This window comes from Allorhizobium sp. GW101-3B10, from assembly GCF_059424725.1.
On record NZ_JBWKZR010000002.1, the window covers coordinates 236,013 to 254,907 of the forward strand.

The following is an 18,895-nucleotide window of genomic DNA, read 5'->3' on the forward strand; positions in this document are numbered from 1 at the left end:
ACAAGCTCGAGATGTTGCACGGCCCATCCAGGCCAGTGTTTTCGAAAAAAGGCCGAGAAGGGTGGGTTCGACATGTCTGGTTCGCCAATGAAGGATAGGTCGCCGCGACCAGCCTTATGACATGCAGGAAAGCGGATGGCAGATGCGCAAGCCAACACCCGTCGATGCCCTTGTCGGCATGAGGTTGAGGGACCGGCGGGTTGCCCTTGGTCTCGGTTCCCGGGAGGTCGCCCGGCTGATCGGTGTCAGTCATCACCAGCTTGAAAAGTACGAGCGCGGATTGAGCCGTGTGACGTCCGGCCCCCTTTCGAAGATGAGCAACCTGCTGGGCGTGTCGCCGTCTTTCCTGTTCGGCAACGCCACTTCCCGTCAGGCGAGCGGCAACGAAGGCTCGAAAGAGGCGTCTGAACTCGGCGCCTTCCTGTTGACAGAAGAGGGGCAGGAACTCAATCGCGCCTTCCATCGCATCAGGGAGAAGAGGATTCGTCGGCTATACCTTGCTCTCGTCTGCGCGGTGGCCAGCCTTTAGGGCAACAAGACTTGCCCGAATGCACCGCGCCGCTGCTGTGTTTCAGCGCTGCGATCGCGCGCCGGCATTCGTATCGGCTTGCTGAAAACCCGGCATTGACTCGCGCGTGCAAACTGTCAGCTTGTTTCCACCTGGCGTAGGGGTGCGCCTGAATGGTACCGGGGGGACTACATGAACAAGCTGATCTTTTGTGCCGTGGTACTCGTGGCTCTCGGGGGATGCGCCAAGCGCCCCTCGGCGATCGTGCCCGTGGACATACCCATGGCCGCCTATACCAATCTGTCCTGTGAGCAGCTCGCCCAGGAGCAGGTCAAGGAGCAAACCAGTCTTGCGGCCGTTTCCAAGGCGCAGAACGACGCGGCAAACGGTGATGCCTTTGGTGTTTTCCTGATCGGGATCCCGGTCGGCAGCGTGGTCGGCGCGGACAAGGAAGGCGACGTGGCCGTATCCAAGGGCAAGGTCCAGGCGATCCAGTCAGCGATGATGAGCAAAGGATGCAATGCGCCAGCAGCAGTCCAGCCCGCTGCTGGTGCTCCGCCCAAGACATGAACGATCAGGCACATCAGTGGAGCCGGCGGAGGTCCTCAGTCTTTCGCAGCACAATCTGTCTGTCGACCTCGGCAAGTGCAAGGTCGATGCGATGGGCCAGCAATTCCCGCTTCTCGCTTGTCGCCTGAGCCTTCAGGCGGCAAAGGAGTTCACGGAGTTGCTTGAGTTCTGTCATCCATATCCCGCAGCGGCGAATTCGGCGGCTGCTTGCCTTGCTCGCGCGCTGCCTCCTCGTCCACGCACTGTATCAAAGCCATTTCGATTAGATAGCCGAGCAAAGGGCTGCCCTGCCGTTCCGCCATCAATTTCGCTTCCGCAAGCGCTGCTGCCATTGGTCCCATAAATACCCCCCAGAAGGTATCTCAAAGCCGCAGGGAGAATCTACCATAAGTGGAATGAATTGCGAGAGACAATCTCGTGGGCGTCTCTGGAGAAGTGCGCCCGATCCGGCTTCCGCTTGTCACGGTGACCCGTCGGCCAAAGGCGATTTGTCTCTGGCTCCACATGGGGCGCGGCAAGTACCAGCCCTTCGGTCGCGTGGGATCGACGAAGGGGGCAAAGCTACAGGCCAGGCGCGTTCGCGCGCATGCCGCATGGTGCCCCTTCCCAAAACGGCTGAACGTCGAGAACGCCGTCGAAACGCGGACCCTCGATCGCCCTTGAGACGCCTGAGTGCGGCTCTTGCGTGTTCGCTGCGATATCGACCGGGCGGCGCCCTTCGCCACCTCTTCTCCTGACCGGTACCTCACGGTCCATGAGCCTGCCAAATCTTTGCCGAGGCTTTGCGCGTGCCAGTCTTCGATCGGCGTAAGCTTCCCCTTCTGGATGACGGTTCACAACGAGGAGGAGAAAATGGCGAATATGCTTGGGATTGCACCGAAATCACCGCGCTTCATTGGTGCTGACGAACTTGAGGCAATGGGCGCTGAGCTCGATATTGCCGAGCTGCACGAGGCGATCGAAAGCGCCTGGCTCGATATCCGATCCGGCGTCGCCTTCGGGGGAAAGGCGGTCATGAGCCTTCCAGAGGGCGATTTCTGGGCCGCTTCGGGCTTTGGCGAATGGGAGAAGCGGTTCTCCGGAGAACGGCTCGGATGGAAACTATCGGCCCTCTACAGCGTCAATGCCCGTTATGGCGGGGTGAAGGTTATCGGTGCGAATGCCTTCAACCGGGAGCGCGGGCTTCCACGCTCGACCTCGACCTTCGTTCTCATGGAGAAGTTCAGCCTCCGCCCGCTTGCGATCCTCGATGCCACATCGCTGTCTTCGGCGCGAACGGGCGTCTATGCATCGGAAGTGTTCAGGCGCTGCCTGCGCGATCGTCCGGTCGAAAGCGTCTTCGTCTTCGGGGCCGGACCGGTCGCACGCAGCGTGGTCAGTGCGCTTGCCTTTTGCGCCGGTGCGCGGATCGCGCAGGTCTACGTTCGCAGTCGCACGGCTCAGGGCGCCAAGGCGCTTGCGCGTGCCTTCAGGGGCCGAACCCCTTTTCGGGTGGAAGCCGTCACCGACAATGAAAAGCTCGCAGAGGCGTCGTTCGTGGTTACCGCGACCAATGCCCGAGGCCCGGTGTTCGACGATCACGAACTCCATCCCGCCGCCGTGACGCTGCACCTGGGTGGAGACGAAGTCCCTGCGACCTATCTCCAGAGAGTGCTGCGGCGCGGGCGCGTTGCCTGCGACGACATCAAGACCGTATCGAGGAGGAACTCGCAGAGCCTTGCCCTGCACTTTTCCCGCCAGGGCATGACGCTCGAAGCGGTTGGCCCGCTGCTCGGCATCCTGGAGCTGTCCGCGCCCGAAGAATGGACAATCGATCCGCAAGAGCCGGTGTCGATTACCTGCGTCGGCCTGCCGATGCTCGATCTCTATACGGTTCAGGCCGTCTACGAGAAGTATGTGAAGCTATCCGGCGAGGCATAACATGGTTCATCTCACCAGCGTGCTTGCTGAGCATGCGCGATCACTGGACATCTCGCTCATGGCGCCGACCGTGAAAGAGGCTGCCCTGCGCTGCGTTCTGGATCTCCTTGGGTCTGCAATCGCCGGGATGGCGACGACCGGGACCTTAGCGACCCGGGCCGCCTCGGCCGAGACGCTTGGGGCCGGAGCCGCATCGATCTGGATGTCCGGGTGCACTGCCTCTCCTTTTTCGGCACTTCTTGTCAACAGTTCTGCCGCCTGCGCCCTTGATCTCGATGATGGCAACAGATCAGCACGGGGGCATCCGGGTGCCTGTGTGATCCCGACGGTCCTGACACTGGCGGCGACGCACCCGCATATCTCGTGCGATGACATGCTGGCGGCGATCGTCGCTGGCTACGATGTGGGGGTCAGAGTCGCGGCCGCGCAGAATCCCGAGGGAATAGCCAGTCGCCAGACCGGCCGATGGGCGTCCTTTGCCGCGGCCGCGGCAGCGGGAAGGCTTTTGAGGGCGGACCCCGCCCACCTGGCCCAGGCTTTGGCGATTGCCGGCGTACTTGCCCCCAACCAACGCGCCAATGGTAGCTCCGGCTATTCCCGAATGACGGGCAATCTCGTCAAGGAAGGGATCGCCTGGAGTGCCGCTTTGGGGGTGCAGGCGCTCTATCTGGCCAAGAACGGATATACCGGTCCGATGGATATCCTCGATTACGGCCGCTTCTACGAGGCTCGCCGGATCTGCCGGGGCCTGGGCAGGCGGTGGGAGATTCTGGATACCTATTTCAAGCCCTATGCATGCTGCCGCTACATTCATCCGGCGCTCGACGCCTTTTTCCAGCTGCAAGAGCAGAACCGGTTCCGTTCTCTTGATATAGAGCGCGTCGATGTTCAGACTTTTCGGTGGGCGCTCAAGCTTGGAAACGTCAGCGACCCGCAAAATATCGTCGAGCTGCAATACAGTCTTCCCTATTGCCTGGCGGTCGCCGCGGTCGAAGGTCGTGAGGGCCTTTTGCCCATCTCGACCTCCCTGCTCGATCGACCCGACCTTGCCCGGTTTGCCCGAAATGTTCACCTCGCCGAAGAGCCGATTGCCGAGAAGGCGTTTCCGCGCAAGACGCTTGCGCGCGTTATCGTGACAACACGGCAGGGACAGCGCCTGATTTCTCCGCGCGTCGGTCCAGTGGGCGATCCGGCGCGCCCGATGACATGGAGCGCGATCGAGGAAAAATTCCGCCTGGTGACCCGCCACTCGATTTCCCCGGCAAAGCAGGTGGCCCTCATCCAATCGGTACGCAGCCTGGGAGACGGCAACCGCGAAGATCTGTTGCGGGAGCTCGGAACCGCATAGTCAGATCCGTGACGGTTTCAACCGGCTTCTCGCGCCATCGGCCGGGCCAGGCGCGCCTATTGGGGCTGCTGGGTCAGCATGCCGTTCAACACCACCGGTCTGCCGGCGATGATCACATGGCGGACGCGGCTGAAATTATGGCTCTCCACTACGATGACATCAGCCCTCTTGCCCTTGGCGAGCACGCCGCGATCGCCTGCGAGTTCGGGAAAGACGCCGGCAAGCTTGCCCGTTGCAAGAGCAACGGCTTCCGGCGGCGCCAATTGTTTCAAGGCGATCATGCGGTGCAGGGCAGCCGGTATGCTGTCCCAGTCGCCACCGGCGAAATCCGTCGAGATCGTATCGACGAGACGGGCCTCAATCAGGGCATCCAGGTTCTCCGGCCTATTGCGCCAGAGGGTTTGCACCATGTCGAGTGTGGAGACATCGATCGTAATGCCTGATGCCCGCATTGCCTTTGCGCTCTCCACGGCCTCCTCTGGCAGAAAGGACGGATGGTTGGAATGACCGGCGATCATCCGTGCCGCAGGATAACGTCTGGCCAGGCTCAGCAGCGTCTTTGCCGTGGGGGCCGCATTGTGGAAGATCGCCGGCAGGCCGAGCCTGGCTGATGCCGCGGCAATCTCTTCGATACCGGCGAACGACAGGGCGACGGGCCGCATCACGCTATCGTGGATGAGGTCGCGCAGGGCCGACACGCTCAGCTGTCCGCCAAGGCCGTGTTGGCCGAGGAGCGCACCCAGGGCATCGTCCTCCAAAGCCCCGGTCCCGTCCAGGAATCGGCCGAGCACCGCCTCCTTCAAAGCCCGCGCGGTTGCGGGCGTGATTACCGCACCCGTTGCTTGTCGGACAGCTGCAGGGATAAAGCGATAATCCTGGGCACCGCCGCCGAGCGTCTGTCCTCCGCCCGCTTCGCCCAGCACCTTGCAGCCTGCAGCCACAAGTCCATCGACCGTCGCGTTGCGATGCCGCGAGCTCAGTCCCTTGCCATCCACGGCAAGGGCTGCCGCGATGTTTGACGGTGTGTGGGCGGTCGCAATATGGATGTCCAGGGGGTGCGTCGAGCCAGCCTCCTCGACCTCGTCGGCCATGGCCAGGCCACAGACGTTCACAAGCGTCGTCGTTCCCGACAACAAATGCCGGTTGCGCTGGTAAATGACGTCGGATGGGGTGAATGGCATGGAGCCACTCGGCATCGAGGGGCCGCGGACACAGCCATGGGCGTGGGCATTGATGATACCGGGAAGGATTGTGCAGCCTTCAGTATTGAGGACCGTCTCGCCCTCTTCGGGCGCATATTCGCCCGCCGCGACATCGACAATCCGCGTGGCGCGAATGCGAACTGCGCCGCGTTCAAGCAAGGTCGTCCCGTCGCCGGTGATGAGCGCGCCGCCGCTCAGGAGCAGATTGTCATCATATGCCATCGCGGTATCCTCCATTCGATGCCACAGCCGCGGTCAGTGATTCTCCGTGTCCAGGGCATAACCGGATCCCCGGACCGTTCGAATGACGTTTGCAGGCTGTGCCGCCATCAGCCGGCGCTTCAATCGTCCGACGTGTATGTTGACCGTGCGCCGATCGACAAATGTTCCCCGTGGCCATGCGGCTCTGATCAGCGCCTCGCGGTCGAACACTCTGGTCGGCTCCTCCATGAACTGCCGGAGAAGTCCGAATTCGATCGAGGTCAGCCGGACTTCCTGGCCGGCGCGCCGCACGCGCCGGGTGTAAAGATCGATCTCGATATCAGCATAGGTCAGGTATCGCGCCCCCTCGCCTCCCCCGTCAGACGGGAGGCTTGAGGCTGTCATTTCCTCAAGGGCACGGATAAGCCGCCGGGGTTCCACCGGACGGACGAAGCCTTCGTCGATACCGGCATTGACGAAGGCTGCGTAGTCGCTCTCCGGCTCCTGGTCTATGAGCGCGACGATCTTGGCACGTGACGTCTCCGGATCATTTTTCAGGCACCTGCAAAGCGCCAGTGCATCAGCCAGATGCCCATCGATCAGGATGGCATCGACGTCTCCTTCCACCACCCTCGTCCGGGTGGTCCCGGCGTCGATCGCCAAGGCGACCGCAAAGCCATGATTCTCGAGAATATGGCGAGCGAAGAGACTGAATTCCGAATTGCCAGAACTGACGACGATCAGAGGTTTCACGGGGGTTCTCGTGAACGGCAATTGTCGGGAACTGGCCGGCGCGCCGCCCGCAACATCACGCCAGGCCAGTCAACAGGATCGCACCGCATGCCTGCCGGTTCAAATCCTTCGTGCACGCCACTTGTGAAGAATTGTTGCGGCGGTCGTTCACAGTTCGAAGACCAACTCGCAGTTTTGTGCCTTGGCACCCGGCCAAAAAGTTGCCGTATTCATTTGTGCGCCGCAAAGTTGCGTCTGCGGGGTCGGCAGAGGAGGTCTGCGACTTCGATCTGCCATGGCAGAAACCGGTGGTCATGGGCAAGCATCCATACGAGGGGTGAGTTTGAAGCGAGGCAGAGCAGCAGCACGTGAAGCGGAGATCGTGATCGTTGCCGCAGATGAAGGCATCACCCGCCCGATTGTCGAGGCATTGGCCATGTCGGCATCGGTCAGGCTTGCGGCCAATGCCAGCGCCATGCGCAGGGTGCTGCGGTCCCGCGGCATCGATCTTCTCATCCTGGATGCCGACTTACCGGGAGAGGATGCCATTTCTCTGTGCCGCAGCGTTCGAGCCGTCAGTATGGTTGCGATCATCGTGCTGGTCCGCGCAGGGGATCAGGAAGCCCTTATTGCCGCTCTGGAGGCTGGCGCCGATGACAGCTTTTGCCCGCACGACCGGCCTGCGGGAAATCCAGGCGAGGATCCACAGCCTCCTGCGCAGGGCATCCTTTGGAGCCGCGGCCCTGTCGCTTCGCACGGCCATGCGGTTCAATGGCTGGACCATCGATCCGCACGTCCGCCTGCTGCGTGATCCGTTGAACATCGCCGTCGAGCTGACCGCTGCCGAATTCGATCTGCTGTGGGCCTTCTGTCGAAACCAGGGTCAGGCGATTTCTCGCGAGAGGCTTCTCGCCTTGACCCATGCCGGGACGGCGAACCCGGTCGAGCGTAGCATAGACGTCCATGTCAGCAGGTTGCGCCGCAAGATCGAAACCGACCCCCATCATCCCGAATTGATCAAGACCATCCGAATGGGCGGCTACCTCTTTACGCCCGTCGTCGAAGTCGACCTCTAAATCGCGCCTGGCCGCTCGGCTCTCACGGCGCTACCCCAATTGTTAAGTTTTATTGCTGCTGGCCCCGTGAGGTTGCATCGAAGATCAAGGCAGCTATACCGTGTAGCACACTACGTTTTGGCCCTTGGGCACGATCTATTTTGAGTTTTTTGTGATGTCATCGCCGCTGAATGGCTCTTTTCGCGAAACGCCCGGCGGGATGGTCATCCTCATTTGATGGAGTTGGGCGACCATGGCGAAAAAACACCCTTTCGACCGTTTGATTGAAGCCAGTTTGACCGCCCTGGGAGAGCGGTACCTGAAGTCCGCAGTCGAGGACTTTGCCCTGGATCACGGATTTGAGTTCTACGCCTATCTTCACATCCGGGCGAAACGGTGCCTTGCCGTGTCGAACTACCCGAGCGAATGGCAGGGGCACTATCTCGAACGGTCCTACAGTCGGATCGACCCGGTGATTACCGCGGCCAAACGTGGTCTGCGGGCGTTCTGCTGGTCGCTGGAGGGTGGACGCTCAAACATGGAGGGCGATTTGAGACGCTTCCATGAAGAGGCTGCCGAATTCAATATTCGCGCCGGTTTTTCCATTCCGGTGCGCACCGGCTTTGGCCAATTCGCCGTTCTGACCCTTGCCTCATCCCGCGCCACCAGCCTGGAAAATGCACGCAACATGGATGTCGTGCAGGCGGCGGCAGCGGCGGCCATGATCCATGCGGCATTTTCCCGCCGCGGCAAGGTTGGTGGCAATCCCGCCCTGGTCGCGCTGAACGAGAGCGAAATCATGTGCTTGCGCTGGGCGGCCGAGGGCAAGTCGATGGCCGAAATAGCCCAGCTTGCCGGCATCAAATACAATACCGTGCGCTTCTACATCGATGCCGCCAAGGAAAAGCTCGAGGCCGTCACGCTCCAGCAGGCAACCGCACTCGCCACCAGACTGATGCTGATCTGAACCTCATGGCGCTGTTCCCGGAGCAGAGCCATGACGTTAGTGCTAGGATGTCAGCCTACCCACTGAAACTCCTTGAGAACGTCAGGTCCTGGTCCACCAGCACGTTGAACTGATAACCCGGTCGAATGGAGAGTGTCGGCTGGACGTTCAGGTTCTTCGATAGGCTGCCTTCGATGACCCGACCAAAGGTTTCGCTGAAACTGCGGCGCGCTGCATCGGACGCACTGGTCGCCGCCGTAAGGCCGGCTTCTTCGGGAAGCGCCATGTCCATGCCCGCCCCGATCAGCGCGATAAGCGCGGCGGAGCCGAAGGTCCTCATGGTGTGGCGGTCGACCCTGTCGTGGAAGCCGCCGAAGCCCTCGGCGTCCGTACCGGTCATCGCGCCAATCTGAAGCGTCGAGCCGTCCGGCAATATGATGTCGGTCCAGACCACGAGAACGCGGGACTGGCCAAACGACACCTTGGAATCATAGCGCCCCAGCAGCCTGGCCCCCTGCGGAACCAGAAGATGGTTCCCGGTCGCCGTGTCATAGACGTTATGGCTCACCTGCGCGGTCACCCTGCCAGGAAGATCGGCGTTGATGCCGGTCATGAGCGTGGCGGGGATCACCGAACCCCTTTTCAGTTCGAAGGGGGATGATGGCGGCACCTGGCTGTTTGCCAGGAAACCCGGGCTGGTGTCTCTTCGGTTGACGAAGTCTTCCTTTGCGGATTGCAGGTTTTGGTCCTGGTTTGCCGCAGCCAGCGCGGCCTGCAGCGCGGCCGGGTCGAGACCGGTCGTGTTCCTGAGCTGCGTGCCAAGCGCACCTGGCGCCGGGTTGACACCGGCCGTGCTTTGCAAGGCGAGCCCATCAAGGTCGATCTTCAGCGGCGAATCGAGCGCGGCGCTGCGCGCCTGGAATCGCGCCATCTGCTGGCGGTGGCGTTCCCTCAGCAACTGCTCATGCTGTTCCCGCTCAAGGCGGGCGAGCCATTCGGCCTCAGCCTGCTGGCTGGACTGCGCATCTGTCGGCTCAGCTTCAGCCTGACCCGGCGCGGGAAAGGGGCTGTCGTTGGTCGCAGGCGCCCTGACGACGATCGGAGCGGGCGTCTGAAGAGGCGTCGGTTCCGGATCGCCGATGATACCGTCAGCCACACCCCGTTTCAGCTGGTCGGCAAAGCTGGAGGCCGCGGCGCGCGAGCCTGCCTCGGCGCCGCCTTCCTGCCTGAGCAAGAATCCGCGTGACGATAGCCCATAAATGATGATCCCGAGGCACAGGATCGCCAGACCGATCACGGCAAATATCGGCAGGCGGTTCAACCGCTGAATGCCCGGATCGCCTTGACTGGCGGGACTGGCAAGCTTGAGTGACTGGACCATGCCAACCTCCTTCAATCGATTTGCTGGACCGAGAAGGGGCCGTCCGGCTCGGCGCCCGTTTCGCTCTTCTTGTAGATCCGCCCGACGCTCATCTTGGGCATCGACAGCCGAGCCAGGATCTGACCGTCGAAGCCGGTGAGCGAATAGCTGAGGCTGACCGCATTCGTCCGTTTGTCGGATCCCGGATCGCGCGACACGGTGTAACCCCAGTCTGTCAATGCGCGCTCGAGCGCTAAGGCGAACGCGGAGCGGTCATCAGCGAGGTGGACCGTCGTCGAGGCCGGCGCCTCCTGTTCGGCAAGGCGGCTCACGAGATCGACGGCAATGGCTTGGGCCGTCGCAGCCGAGAGCAAGGGCGGGTCTTGCGTTCTTGCCAGATCGTGCGTCGGGCCCTGGCAGCCTGCCAGAATGATTGCGACAAGGAGCGGGTTCCCTATCCACCGCATAGACTATCTCCCCCTGCTGATGGTTATCTTCTGCTGCCTCCAGCCGACGCCGGAAACCAGCAGCGCACGGTCGATGTTGTAGTCGACGATCATCATGTCGTCCTTCATCCGGTAGTTGACGATCCGCTTTTGCCCAGCGGAGACGACGAAGAGGACCGGAGCGTCCCGACCGGCGATCGACCGGGGAAACTGGATGTAGGTCTTCTCGCCGTTCGAATAGACGCGCCTTGGCCTCCATGAGGCGCTTCCGCTGATCGCATAGGAGAAGTTCAGGCGTTCGGGCGCGGCATCCGCCTGTTGCGCCCCGGACCCGAGCCGCGCGTTGATGCCGTCAAGTTTTGCCGACACGTCGTCGGGATAGGCAAAACCGACGCGGGCCATATATTGGCTCGGGTGGGACCTGAGCTGAACATGGTAGGTGCGTCGCGAGGTCGTGACGATCATGGAGGTCGTCAGGTCTGGTTCCGAGGGTTTGACAATGAGATGTATGGACTGGCCGGCGGCCGCGCCCGATGTCGCCGGCTCGACTTTCCACCGCACGCTGTCGCCCACCAGCACGTCGCGAACCACCTCGCCTTGCTCGAGCTCTATATCGCAGACCTGCAATGTCGAGCAGATCACCGAAGGCTGGGTCTGGCCGAAAAGAAACGTGACCTTGCCGTCAGGGCCTTTCGTCACCAGGCCTGGGGCTTTCTGCCATCTCTGGGACAGTCCCAGTCCTTTGGCTTCGGTCGCGCTGATCTCCTGCCCGTGAACCGGTGGCGGGGCACCGAGCTGGCTGAATGCTCCAACCACTGGCAGGGCCAGGGCCAACCGAACTGATTTCCTCATCTTCCCGTCCTTTCTCAAAGCTGTGCGGTCCAGTCGAAGTCCCTGATGTAAAGCCCGATCGGATTGAGCCTGATGGTTGCTTCATCCTGGGGCGTGGTCAGCGTGACCGTGGCGATACCCCTGAAGCGGCGGGTCGCCGTTTCGCGTCCCTTTCGATCTCGCACGAACTCTGTCCAGTCGATCTGGTAGGTCTGGTTGGAGAGGGCGACGATGTTGCTGACCTCGACCGAGACGGTTGCGGTCCTTGCGGCCTCGAACGGCGAATTGCCGCGAAACCACGCATTGACCTTTTCCGTCGACGGATCCGATGTCCGCAGCAGCGCATAGGTGCGGTCGATATATTGCTTCTGGACGACCGCATCGGGGGTGACCGAACGAAAACTGGCAATGAAACTGCCAAGGGTCGCACGCACGACCCGCGCATCCGCATATTCGATCTGCTCGGGCACGCCCCCGGAAACCGGGCTTCCCAGTTTGTCGACCTCGACGATGTAGGGAACAAGCTTGACCTCGGTGCTCAGATAGAGCGCGTAGCTGAAGCCGATGAGTGCCAGGCCGAGGCTCAACATGCCGACGATGCGCCAGGCCCTGGCCTCCCTCACATAAGTGCCATAGCGTTCGTTCCATTCCTGCCGGGCGGCCAGGTAGGGGTTCTCCATGGCAGGTCGGTCGTCGATCATGTCCTTGCCCTTCGTTAGAGGTCGTTGCGCGGGGGGGCCAAGCCTTGCCGGCCGGCACCGCCGCTGCGCTGCTCCAGCTTTGCGTTCGCCAGGCCAAGAAGCGAGCCGGCATAGGCGCCTGGCGACCCGATCGCCTTGTCCTTGGCCGCAGATCCGACCGCCCTGCCCGTATCGCCGAGACTTGTGGCAATTCCCTTGAGGGCTGCATTGGCCGTGGAGGCCCCTTGCGCCCGGGCCAGCTGCGCTGCGGTTGTCGCCGATGCGGCGGTGGAAGCGCCAAGGAAGCCGGCACCGGTAGCCAGGCTTGCTGCCTGGCCCCCATGGCGGATCACCTCCATGCCGCCGGTGACGGAGGCGCCCTGCACGACGCCCTGCAGGATGTTTGGCACATAAAGGGCGATGATGAAGACGACGACGGAGATGCCGGCGATCGCTAGCGTGGCCACCAGCGGCTCGGCCTGCTCCGTTGGCGACTGGGCAAGACCAAGCAGGACGGCGGAGCCGATGCGGGCGATCATGACCAGCGCCATGAGCTTCATCCCCACCGAAAATGCGTAGACGAGATAGCGTATGGCAAAATCCTTGGTGAAGGATGATCCGCCAAGGCCGAGCATGATCATGCCCGCAAGCAGCCCGACATACATTTCGACCATGACGGCCACGAAGATCGCAGAGACAAGGGAGAAGCAGATCACCACCACGCCCATGGCAAGAACGGCGGCGATCGCCAGCGCGTTGTCTTCGAAGACGCCGAACTGGGCCCTGGCCGACATTGCCGATGCGACACGGATGCCGGCGTCGAATATCTCGGCCGGCGATGCCGATCCGTTCCCGGCGCCTATCTGGAACAGGCTGTCGACAACCGACTTGGCAAATGTCGGGCCCTGATCAAGGACGAAGGCGAAAAACCCGACAAAAAGAATCCGCCGGACCAGTTCGGCAAACCAACTGTCGAGTGAAGCCGCCTGAAGCGCAAGCCAGACCGCGGCAATGCCGATTTCTATGCCGGCAAGGATCCAGAACAGTGATCGCGCCGCATCCATGACGGTCGTTTGCCAGTCCTGCGCGGCCAGGACGACCTGGTTTTCCAGTTCGCTCAGGATCTGACCTTCCTGCGCAAGGGCGGGACTGGTCCCGATATGGAACGCAATGGCCAGGAAAGCGAGGATCAGTGGGGGCGAGAGGGTGCGGCCCGGTTGTCTCACCAGCGTGGCTCCATCTTCTGGCCGCTGGGCACCGCCCTGACTGTGGCGTTGAAAAGCGCCTGACGACGTGCCTGCGCGAGGTCCCGGCTGGTTTGCTCGGATTGCAGCCAGCTGCCCATCATGGTCATCTGTTGAGAAACGAGGCCGCGCAGCTTCTGCATCTGGGCGACCTGCTGAACAGCGATGTCATGCCCAACCTGCAGCGCCTTCATCTGCCCATCGGCCGTTTCCGACAAGCGTCGCAACGAGGTCATCGTGCGCTCTTCGCTATCGAACTGCTCAGCCGTCATACTCGCTGCCCGCAAGGTGCCGGCGATCGTATCGCGGTTCGTGTCGGACCAAATCTGGTAGCTCGCCGAGAAGTTCTCTGCATTCGGCAGCTCGGCATTCAGGTCGGCATAGCTCTTGAACCGCTGCTTCAGGATGTCGTCGGCATTTCCCATGGAAAAAGCGACAGCCTGCCCTTCGGTGACGATGGCGCGAAGGCGCGTCAGGTCATTCTCGACCTCGCCCCAGATATGGAGCGGAAGGGCAGTCGTGTTCTGCAGCATATTCCTATAGATCTGCAGCTGGTTCTGGATCTGCTCGGCGAGCTGGTTGATCTGGGTTAGCTGGTTGTCGACTTGCACGCCCGAGCTCTGGAGGAGTCTGACCAGTTCCGCATTGTTGGCAAGCTGGGTCCATTCGGTCGCCCCGCCGGTTGCCGTACCGGCGGCCGCTGGTGCGATGAACATCTGGCCCGCGATCAGGGCGATCGACAGAAATTCAAAAGTCAAAATGGGCTGCCGCATCGTCGACCCCTCTCGCTTTGAGCCAACGGACCGGCCATTCGGCCCCATATTGCGAATGGAATGCCCGCACCTCATTCAGCTGCTGGCGATCAGAAACCCCGGTGAAGGCGAGCGCGATGGGGCCAAGGGCCATGTCGAACAGCCGGCGACCCTCTGGCGAGACCACATAATATTCCCGTTTGGCAACGGCATTCGCGACGATGTCGATCTGGCGCGCGTTGAAGCCGATCCGCTCATAGAATTCGCGTGTACCAGGCTCTCGCGCCGCGCCGTTCGGCAGGCAGATTTTCGTCGGGCAGCTTTCCTTGAGCACGTCGATAATGCCCGAGCGCTCGGCATCCGATATGGACTGGGTTGCCAGCACAACCGCGCAATTGGACTTTCGCAGCACCTTCAGCCACTCGCGGATCTTGTCCCGGAAGACAGGATGACCAAGCATCAACCAGGCCTCGTCGAGGATGATGAGACTGGGCGCGCCGGTCAGGCGCTTTTCGATCCTGCGGAAGAGGTAGGTCAGGACCGGCACGAGATTTCTCTCGCCCATATTCATGAGCTCCTCGAGCTCCAGGCACTGAAAGGCCCCAAGCGCCAGGCCATCGCTCTCCGCGTCCATAAGCTGTCCCATCGGGCCGTCCACCGTATAGTGGTGCAGGGCTTCCTTGATGTCGCGCATCTGCACGCCGCTGACGAAGTCCGAAAGCGAGCGACCTTGTGCCTGCGACATCAGGCCGATCTGACGGGATATGGCATTGCGATGATCCGGCGTGATCGAAACGCCCTGCAAGGAAATCAGGGTCTCGACCCACCCGCATGCCCATGCCTGGTCGCCATCGCTTGCAAGCTCTGCAAGCGGACAAAAGGCAAGCCCCCGCCCCTGCCCGTTTGTGCCGGCGATTTCATAGTGGTCGCCGCCGGCTGCAAGGGTCAGCGGCAGCAGGGAATGCCCTTTGTCGAAGGCAAAGATCTGTGCACCCTGATACCTACGGAACTGGGCCGCGATCAGGGCCAGGAGCGTGGACTTGCCCGACCCGGTCGGCCCGAAGACAAGCGTGTGGCCAACGTCCTCGACATGCAGGTTGAACCTGAACGGCGTCGAGCCGGAAGCGACCTGCATCAGCGGGGGCGAATTGGCAGGATAGAAGGGGCATGGGGCGACCGTCTCTCCGCACCAGACCGAATTCAGCGGAACAAGGTCTGAGAGATTGCGCGTGTTGATCAGCGGCTCACGGACATTGCAGTACCAGTTGCCAGGCAAGCTGCCGAGATAGGCCTCCGTTGCGTTGAGCGTTTCAATGCGGGCGCCGAAACCCTCGGCCTGCACACGCCGACGGACCGCCTCGGCCTTTTCGCGCAGACGGTCCTTGTCTTCATCGAACATGACGATGACCGGCGTGTAATAGCCGAAGGCGACGAGCTGCGAAGAAGCCTCGGCGATGGCGTCCTCGGTCTCGGCCACCATCGCCATGGCGTCCTGATCGAGCGAACGGCTCCTTGTCTGGAAGAGCTGGTCGAAGAAGGGTCGCACCTTCTGCTGCCATTTGCGCCGCGCCCGTTCGAGCCGCACCTTGGCCTCTTCGGCATCAAGGAAGATGAACCGGGATGACCATCGATAGGAGAGCGGCATCAGATCGAGACTGGAGAGGATGCCTGGCCAGCTTTCCGCAGGCAATCCGTCGATCGCAACCACGCCGATGAAGCGGTCGTCCACTTTCGAGGTCAGGCCATGCTGCAGCTCCGCGGTCACCAGCCAGTCGAGATACATCGGTACATCCGGCAGCCTGACGGGGAGGTTCTCGCCGCTGACAGCGAAACGGATGAACTGCAGGAGCTCATCATAGGCCGAAGCCCTCGACGTTGCCGGCTCGGCCACCTTGCGGGCTCTCATGCGGCGGATGGACAAGGTGTTGGCGAGATATTGTTCGATCTCTCGGATGGCCTTCTCGAAGGTCGAGAGGACGACGTCGGCCGGGCTTTGCCTGCGCGTTTCTCGATCGGAGAATACATATCGTCCAAGGGATGTGCGGCCCTGTTCCGCCGGGCGATAAGTGAGGATCAACGCATGCCGGCTCTCGAAATGACCGGTTTCCCGCTCGAAATGCGCTCGACGCTCCGCGTCGATCGCGCGTGTGACGCAGTCGGGAAAGAACGAGCTGTCGGCGGTTGGATAGTCGGCGGTCGCAATCCTGACGGCATCCACCTGGATCATCCAGCCTGACCCGAGACGGCATAGAATTCGATTGATCTGGTTGGAAATTTCATTCCTTTCCTGATCCGTTGAACTCTCTGAATCCGGACCGGCGAAATACCAGCCGGCAAGCAGGCTGCCGTCTTTCAGCAGCAGGATCCCATCATCGACCATGCCCGCATAGGGCACGAGATCGGCAAATGACGGTCCGTTGTGGCGAAAGGCACGAAGGTTCACCATGATAGTCTCCGTCAGGAACGCTTCCAGGGCGTTGAGGTGGGGCGATAGACCGGCCGGTAGCGGATGTGGCGGATGTAGACACGGCGCATCTGTGGATCGGCCTTGGCCATCACGCGAAGCACCCCGACCACGAGCGTCCAGCCGGCAAGACCGAACAGCACGGAATAGAAGGTGAGCACGACAAAGATCAGGACAATGGCTGCAAGGCCTGCGACCAGGACCAGTTCGCGATCAGCACCCATCAGCAGGTTGGGGCGCGAAAGGGCCCGGTGAATGCGGTGGCGATGGAGAGACGCTGGCGCTTCAGCCATTGGAACACCGCACGCCTGTTCCTGCGAGTGCCAGAGCCGGCATTTGCGGACTGGAGGCAATAGTGGCGCCGGTCGCCCCGAACAGGCCAACAATCTGGGTTGCGCCGAGCAGGATGCCAGCGACCAGCACGACATACATCAGACGCCGGGCAAAATCGTTGAGCTCTCCCCCGAAGATCAGCATGCCGCCCGCAACCGCGACCGCAGCAAGGGCGATGAAGCCGGCGACAGGCCCGGTGATCGACTCCTGGATCTGCTCGAGCGGCCCCTCCCAAGGCAGGCCGCCACCGGAACTGGCAAGCGCGGGTGTTGCGATCAGCACGAGGGCGAGCAAGGCCGCGCGCTTGAAGGTCGGTCGGTCAGGCTGCATTGTTCTGTCCTTCTCCGTAGGTTTCGGTGTGATACCGCCCGTCTGCAAATCCTCTCAGATGCACGATTTCCGTGACGCGGCGGCCGATGGGGGTGCGCTCGATCGATATGATCAGATCAACCGCATCCCCGATGACCGCCTGCATGGGCTGCTGGCTGACTTCTGCGGTCAGTTGTTCCAGCCGTTGCAGGGCGGATCTGGCGCTGTTGGCGTGTATTGTGGTTGCGCCGCCGGGATGACCGGTGTTCCAGGCCTTGAGCAAGGTCAGTGCGGCCCCGTCACGGACTTCGCCGACCATGATCCGGTCGGGCCTCAGCCGAAGCGTACTCTTGAGCAGGCGCGCCATGTCGACCGTCTCACTGGTGTGGAGGCACACGGTGTTTTGGGCGGCACACTGGATCTCGGCGGTATCCTCAAGGATAAGGATCCGATCGTTTGGGGCCTGCTGGCTGATTTCCAGGATGACGGCGTTGGCAAAGGTCGTCTTGCCCGATCCGGTCCCCCCCGAAACGACAATATTGAGCCGGGCACCGATCGCGTTGCGGATCAGCCCGGCTTCGGACGCGGTTATGACCTTGGCCTTCACATAGTCGTCCAGCGGGATCAGCCGGGATGCGCGTCGACGAATGGTGAAGGATGGACCGGCCACGACCGGTGGTATCAGCCCTTCGAAGCGGTGGCCGCCGAGCGGGAGTTCACCCGAAATGATCGGTCGCTCATCGTCCACTTCCTGGTTGAGGACATGGGCGACACAGCCAATGACGATCTCGGCGGCACTGCGCGAGAGTTCGCCGGCTGGCGAAACGCCCTGGCCGAGGCGCTCTATGAACAGCCGGCCGTCCGGGTTGAGCATGATCTCGACCACACATGGATCGTCCAGCGCGGCACAAAGGCATTCGCCAAGCGCTTCCTGGAGCTTGCGTATGAGACGAGGACGGGAGCGAAGCTCGGTCATGGTCGCCTCACGCCGCCTGGTGGATCGAACGAAGCGAGGAGCAGTAGTCGGCAGGCCGAAGTTTGAGCAAGCTCGCCTCATCAAGCGGAAGAAGACCCGCGACGCTTTTCGTCTCGTTGATCATCTGCGGAACCCCGAGGCGGCGCATTGGCCAGCCGGCCCGCTTGAGGATCCGCTCGAAGCGCAGATCGGTCGCGGTAACGAGCTCGCGATGGCGGTGCGCCATGCCCCATTCGATGATGCCGGCAAACATGGTCCGGGTCGCCCGGTGCAGGAAATCCGCTCCCCTCCCCTCCTCGCTCGAGGTATCGACACAGAAGCGGGAGCTCTCGATCATCGCTTCATGGGTCTCAAGTGTACCGGCTGCCAGAAGTTGCGCGAACACCTGCTGCAGCATTGTCGTGCCCGTGGCGGGAAGAAGACGCGCGCAGCCGATCACGCGGTGCCTAGCGGAGAGGGCGAGGATATAGGTGGGATCGAGCTCATCGAATTCGTCGCGCTCCAGACCGCCTGTGCAACTGACATCCCAGTGCAATCGATCGGAAAAGACCTTGGCGCGCAGCCGGTGCATTTCCTCGACAAGGCGGTCTTCGCCGCGCGATCTGTTGGTTCCGATTGCCACCACCTTCATTGTGCGGGTCTCCTTTGGTTGATGCGCACAAAACTGACGGGATGGTGGAATCGGGTCTAGTCGCAAATCTGCGACTCGGCTTTGAGCCCGTGAGTCGGGCTTGAACAATTTTGAGAATCGTTTTTCAGCTGGCCTGAAGCCTGCCTCTTGCCCGCTCCCACTCGCAAATCTGTGAGTCACGGGTTCGGTGGGCGAAGCCGGAGGCCGAGATAACACACGGAAATCGTTTATCTTATCGCGCCGAAGCGAATAAGTTCCGGGGTTTGAGAGGGTGGACGCTCATAACCCGTTAACCCTATTCTTCTTGCCAAGAAGGGGGAATCGGATAACAGTCCCGATAATTTCCGTGTTTTCGCAAAAATATCGTGACAAAGGGCTCTGAACCAA

21 protein-coding genes and 1 pseudogene are annotated in these 18,895 nt (G+C 61.7%); 7 read left to right on the forward strand and 15 right to left on the reverse strand.

Translation table 11 applies throughout. The features are described 5' to 3' along the window. Window positions 1-142: 142 nt before the first annotated feature. Entirely contained in the window at window positions 143-529 is a 387-nt protein-coding gene (locus tag AC07Y0_RS25345) for a helix-turn-helix domain-containing protein (protein ID WP_498680519.1), read from the forward strand. A 171-nt stretch (window positions 530-700) separates the two neighbouring features. Continuing rightward, complete coding sequence (locus AC07Y0_RS25350; protein WP_498680520.1) at window positions 701-1,078, forward strand: hypothetical protein; 378 nt, start codon at window positions 701-703, stop codon at window positions 1,076-1,078. 149 nt (window positions 1,079-1,227) lie between these two features. Here the strand turns inward: AC07Y0_RS25350 and AC07Y0_RS25355 are convergent, their stop codons facing one another. Beyond that, window positions 1,228-1,410 (reverse strand): hypothetical protein, encoded by a 183-nt coding sequence (locus tag AC07Y0_RS25355; protein ID WP_498680522.1) that lies wholly within the window; start codon window positions 1,408-1,410, stop codon window positions 1,228-1,230. A 520-nt stretch (window positions 1,411-1,930) separates the two neighbouring features. Here AC07Y0_RS25355 and AC07Y0_RS25360 point away from each other — a divergent pair. Next, window positions 1,931-2,998: an ornithine cyclodeaminase gene (locus AC07Y0_RS25360; RefSeq protein ID WP_498680523.1), complete on the forward strand. Its 1,068-nt coding sequence runs from the start codon at window positions 1,931-1,933 to the stop codon at window positions 2,996-2,998. A 1-nt stretch (window position 2,999) separates the two neighbouring features. Further along, window positions 3,000-4,346, forward strand: coding sequence for an MmgE/PrpD family protein (locus AC07Y0_RS25365; protein ID WP_498680524.1), 1,347 nt, complete (start codon window positions 3,000-3,002; stop codon window positions 4,344-4,346). 56 nt (window positions 4,347-4,402) lie between these two features. On the opposite strand, the gene AC07Y0_RS25370 is transcribed toward AC07Y0_RS25365, so the two are convergent. From AC07Y0_RS25370 to AC07Y0_RS25380, 3 genes are all read right to left on the reverse strand, one after another. Continuing rightward, on the reverse strand, window positions 4,403-5,770 hold the full coding sequence (locus AC07Y0_RS25370; protein WP_498680525.1) for an amidohydrolase family protein: 1,368 nt from the start codon (window positions 5,768-5,770) through the stop codon (window positions 4,403-4,405). Window positions 5,771-5,803: 33 nt separating this feature from the next. Continuing rightward, window positions 5,804-6,502 (reverse strand): winged helix-turn-helix transcriptional regulator, encoded by a 699-nt coding sequence (locus AC07Y0_RS25375; protein WP_498680526.1) that lies wholly within the window; start codon window positions 6,500-6,502, stop codon window positions 5,804-5,806. Between the two features lie 291 nt (window positions 6,503-6,793). Then, the gene (locus tag AC07Y0_RS25380; protein ID WP_498680555.1) at window positions 6,794-6,985 is read right to left on the reverse strand and encodes a hypothetical protein; all 192 of its coding nucleotides are present in this window, start codon (window positions 6,983-6,985) and stop codon (window positions 6,794-6,796) included. Between AC07Y0_RS25380 and AC07Y0_RS25385 the strand changes: the two are divergent. The 3 genes and pseudogenes from AC07Y0_RS25385 to AC07Y0_RS25395 all read left to right on the forward strand — a co-directional run. Next, window positions 6,918-7,079: pseudogene (locus AC07Y0_RS25385) on the forward strand (DNA-binding response regulator); the annotation flags it as partial. The gene AC07Y0_RS25380 and the pseudogene AC07Y0_RS25385 overlap by 68 nt on opposite strands. A gap of 55 nt (window positions 7,080-7,134) precedes the next feature. Next, complete coding sequence (locus tag AC07Y0_RS25390; protein ID WP_498680527.1) at window positions 7,135-7,557, forward strand: winged helix-turn-helix domain-containing protein; 423 nt, start codon at window positions 7,135-7,137, stop codon at window positions 7,555-7,557. Between the two features lie 232 nt (window positions 7,558-7,789). Then, window positions 7,790-8,503 (forward strand): autoinducer binding domain-containing protein, encoded by a 714-nt coding sequence (locus AC07Y0_RS25395; protein WP_498680528.1) that lies wholly within the window; start codon window positions 7,790-7,792, stop codon window positions 8,501-8,503. Between the two features lie 55 nt (window positions 8,504-8,558). On the opposite strand, the gene trbI is transcribed toward AC07Y0_RS25395, so the two are convergent. Genes trbI through traI form a run of 11 tightly spaced genes read right to left on the reverse strand, consistent with a single transcriptional unit; the run spans window position 8,559 to window position 18,508 of the window. Further along, window positions 8,559-9,863 carry an IncP-type conjugal transfer protein TrbI gene (trbI, locus tag AC07Y0_RS25400; protein ID WP_498680529.1) on the reverse strand — a complete coding sequence of 435 codons (1,305 nt, stop codon included), beginning with the start codon at window positions 9,861-9,863 and terminating at the stop codon, window positions 8,559-8,561. Between the two features lie 11 nt (window positions 9,864-9,874). After that, the gene (locus AC07Y0_RS25405; RefSeq protein ID WP_498680530.1) at window positions 9,875-10,309 is read right to left on the reverse strand and encodes a conjugal transfer lipoprotein TrbH; all 435 of its coding nucleotides are present in this window, start codon (window positions 10,307-10,309) and stop codon (window positions 9,875-9,877) included. A 3-nt stretch (window positions 10,310-10,312) separates the two neighbouring features. Further along, on the reverse strand, window positions 10,313-11,122 hold the full coding sequence (trbG, locus tag AC07Y0_RS25410) for a P-type conjugative transfer protein TrbG (protein WP_498680531.1): 810 nt from the start codon (window positions 11,120-11,122) through the stop codon (window positions 10,313-10,315). 32 nt (window positions 11,123-11,154) lie between these two features. Beyond that, window positions 11,155-11,820 (reverse strand): conjugal transfer protein TrbF, encoded by a 666-nt coding sequence (trbF, locus tag AC07Y0_RS25415; RefSeq protein WP_498680532.1) that lies wholly within the window; start codon window positions 11,818-11,820, stop codon window positions 11,155-11,157. Window positions 11,821-11,834: 14 nt separating this feature from the next. Beyond that, a complete protein-coding gene (gene trbL, locus AC07Y0_RS25420; protein ID WP_498680550.1) occupies window positions 11,835-12,992 on the reverse strand; it encodes a P-type conjugative transfer protein TrbL in 1,158 nt (385 codons plus the stop codon). 29 nt (window positions 12,993-13,021) lie between these two features. Then, window positions 13,022-13,759, reverse strand: coding sequence for a P-type conjugative transfer protein TrbJ (gene trbJ / locus AC07Y0_RS25425; protein WP_498680551.1), 738 nt, complete (start codon window positions 13,757-13,759; stop codon window positions 13,022-13,024). 31 nt (window positions 13,760-13,790) lie between these two features. Next, window positions 13,791-16,241, reverse strand: coding sequence for a conjugal transfer protein TrbE (locus AC07Y0_RS25430; RefSeq protein ID WP_498680533.1), 2,451 nt, complete (start codon window positions 16,239-16,241; stop codon window positions 13,791-13,793). Between the two features lie 11 nt (window positions 16,242-16,252). Further along, the gene (locus AC07Y0_RS25435; protein ID WP_498680534.1) at window positions 16,253-16,552 is read right to left on the reverse strand and encodes a conjugal transfer protein TrbD; all 300 of its coding nucleotides are present in this window, start codon (window positions 16,550-16,552) and stop codon (window positions 16,253-16,255) included. Next, window positions 16,545-16,922: a TrbC/VirB2 family protein gene (locus AC07Y0_RS25440; protein WP_498680535.1), complete on the reverse strand. Its 378-nt coding sequence runs from the start codon at window positions 16,920-16,922 to the stop codon at window positions 16,545-16,547. The genes AC07Y0_RS25435 and AC07Y0_RS25440 overlap by 8 nt, the downstream gene beginning before the upstream one ends. Beyond that, entirely contained in the window at window positions 16,912-17,877 is a 966-nt protein-coding gene (gene trbB / locus AC07Y0_RS25445) for a P-type conjugative transfer ATPase TrbB (RefSeq protein WP_498680536.1), read from the reverse strand. The genes AC07Y0_RS25440 and trbB overlap by 11 nt, the downstream gene beginning before the upstream one ends. Before the next feature lie 7 nt (window positions 17,878-17,884). Next, complete coding sequence (gene traI / locus AC07Y0_RS25450) at window positions 17,885-18,508, reverse strand: acyl-homoserine-lactone synthase (RefSeq protein WP_498680537.1); 624 nt, start codon at window positions 18,506-18,508, stop codon at window positions 17,885-17,887. Between the last annotated feature and the right edge of the window lie 387 nt (window positions 18,509-18,895).